The 2544-nt window shown below is 49.6% G+C and carries 3 protein-coding genes; all 3 read right to left on the minus strand.

The window, feature by feature from the left end:
* The coding region (locus DXC10_RS16155; RefSeq protein WP_101542752.1) for an MraY family glycosyltransferase at positions 1-1098 on the minus strand (1098 nt) is incomplete at its 3' end.
* Between the two features lie 28 nt (positions 1099-1126).
* On the minus strand, positions 1127-1612 hold the full coding sequence (locus tag DXC10_RS16160; RefSeq protein ID WP_117738467.1) for a UpxZ family transcription anti-terminator antagonist: 486 nt from the start codon (positions 1610-1612) through the stop codon (positions 1127-1129).
* A gap of 28 nt (positions 1613-1640) precedes the next feature.
* Positions 1641-2174, minus strand: coding sequence for a UpxY family transcription antiterminator (locus DXC10_RS16165; RefSeq protein ID WP_117738469.1), 534 nt, complete (start codon positions 2172-2174; stop codon positions 1641-1643).
* Positions 2175-2544: the final 370 nt, after the last annotated feature.

The raw sequence follows: 2544 nt of genomic DNA on the forward strand, positions 1-2544 counted from the left end.
CTTTTTCTTGTGTTTGTCCCTTATATAATCCCACCACAAGTTCAGTCCTACCCATACCATTATGTCCGCAACCAGCATCACCGTGTTATTGACATAGGGCATCAACAGGATGTTGACCGCACTGAACGCGCAGGACATGCACAGCAGTGCGAGCATGGCCTTCCGCGGGGACAGCCCGATGGCAAGGAGTTTATGGTGGATGTGGTTCTTGTCCGGTTCAAAAGGGTTCCTGCCTTCGCGTGCACGTACCATGACTACCCGGACAACATCGAAGGCGGGAATGATCAAGGTACTGAAGGCTATGACAAAAGCGCCTTCGGTATAAGAGGTGACATCCGGATTGACCTGGCTGTATTTGATGGCAAGGAAACTCAGCGTATAACCCAAGGTAAGGCTGCCGGTGTCCCCCATGAAAATCTTCCGGGAACGCTCGGCGCTGCCGAACACGTTGTAATAGAAGAACGGGACAAGGACACCGAAAGTGGCGACGGAAAGCATGGCATAGCTCCACAGGCCCTTGTCGATGAAGAGAAAAGTGAAGATGAGCAGGGAAACGCTGCTCAAGCCGGAGGCAAGCCCGTCAATGCCGTCTATCAGGTTGATGGCATTGGTGATGAAAACTATGGAGAGGACGGTGAACGGCATGCCGATGCAGGGGTCCAACGCATGGATGCCGAACAGGCCGTATAGATTGTTGAGCCACAAGCCGGAAAGCGGGAAGAAGGAGGCGCAGATAACCTGTATGGCCAGTTTCTGGCGATAACGCACGCCCACCAGGTCGTCGGCGATGCCGGTAAGGTAGAGCAAAGTCATCCCGCAGGCAAAGAGCAACAGTTCGGGAAGCAGGTGGCCGGCATATACGGAAGCCACCCCGTCGCCCTCCAGCAGCCTTACCGCGTAGATAAAGCAGAAGGTGAACAGCACCGTGGGGAAGAAAGAGACGCCGCCCAGCCGGGGGATGGCCTTGTTGTGGACCTTGCGGGAATCCGGGATGTCGAAAAGCTTCTTGCGCATCGAGATGAGCAGGATGCGCGGGATAAGCATGCGGGCGATGAATACCGATATGACAAAGGCAAGTATAAGATACAGTATGAACAACGGAACTTGGGGTTTAAAGGTTAATGGTTCAGTCTTCGAGTATTTCAAAAGGATATTGGTTATCCTCGATATTCTGCAGCTCTTCAATGATCTCCCTCTGTGCGGGGGTAAGGGGGCTTCCCTGCCAGCTCCCTATGATTGAACGGGCTTCCAGGAGCATGGACTCCTCGTAAACCTCGCCGTAGCAGTAAGACAGCAGGCGTACTTTCAGCAAGGAAGGGGCAAGGGGGGCCAGGATATTGCAGATACGATCCAGGACAGCCTGCTTCTTCTCCTCCTTGTCGCCATAGTCGTAGATCGTGGCATTATAACCCATCAGGAGGGCCAGGCACAGGTCGGCCTCTTCGATAATGTCAGAACCTTTTTCCGGGAAAAGGGAGTCGCAACGGACGAGGACTTCCTTATTCAAACGGCAAAAGTCGTCCGAATAGACGGGGGAGCCATCCATGCCAAGATACATCAGCTCATGGGCCAGCCGCTGGAGCTCATGAGTACGGGAAAGTAGATTATTCATTGAATGTGAATATGATAAGATTAAAATGTTACTCTATTATTTTCAGATAGGACCTGGGCACTTTGATGGTAGCGGTCAGGATATCCTTGATACGGATGACCACGTAAGTCTTGTTGGAACGGGTGGTGGTTTCCCCCTCAATACCGCAGAAGTCGCCCTTGACGACCCTGACCTTATGGCCCGCAGACAATGCTACGTTGTCGAAGCTGATACCATCGGGACTCAGGTCCATGACGAACATGAAGTCCTCCATCTGCTTCTCGGGGACGACCAGAAGGGAACGGGTGGAAAGGTCGCGCATATAGAAAAGGGGGACCCCGTAGACATTGGGTATGTCGCAGGCTGTCTTTTTGGTGGCACGGACAAATATCAAGTTCCGGACGACAGGGACCTCACTTCTCTTCCTGCGGTACTTCAGTTGGGTGACCACAGTCCTTGTGGGAAGATAGAATTCAATATCCATACCTTCTTCCGCTTTCAGGCTTTCCAGAATCCTGCGGACAGCGAATTCTTGCTTGTCACGTGTACGGGCGGCAAACCAATATCTTTGACTTTCAATCACTTGAGGAAGTGCTTTGGGAATGAGGACCTCAGGAACGGGTACGCTTCGCGGTTTGAAAGAGACAGTTTTATCTTTCAAACCGGAATGTTACTACATATACCGTATCTATCTGAAAACGAATGAATTGAATACAAACGGATGTTTTTTAAACGTTCGTTTGATGTACACAAAGATAAGAGTGATTTTTATACTGGCAAAATGTTTGATAAAAAATATTTTTGTATTTCAAGGACATGGAAGTTAATCCTTTCATTTTCAGAGTCTCATGTCTTATTTGATTTCAGAGTAATATTCCTTCTTTTCATTCTTTTTCCCCGTTTTACATACAAGGCTAAAAAAGTGTTTTTTATACGAACGTTTAAAAAACACC

It is taken from the genome of Bacteroides sp. OM08-11 (assembly GCF_003438665.1).
GTDB classification, from domain to species: Bacteria; Bacteroidota; Bacteroidia; order Bacteroidales; family Bacteroidaceae; genus Bacteroides; species Bacteroides cutis.

Coding starts and splice junctions, on each gene's coding strand:
- DXC10_RS16160 (WP_117738467.1), bottom strand. CDS start 1,612: ATGAATAATCTACTTTCCCGTACTCATGAGCTCCAGCGGCTGGCCCAT.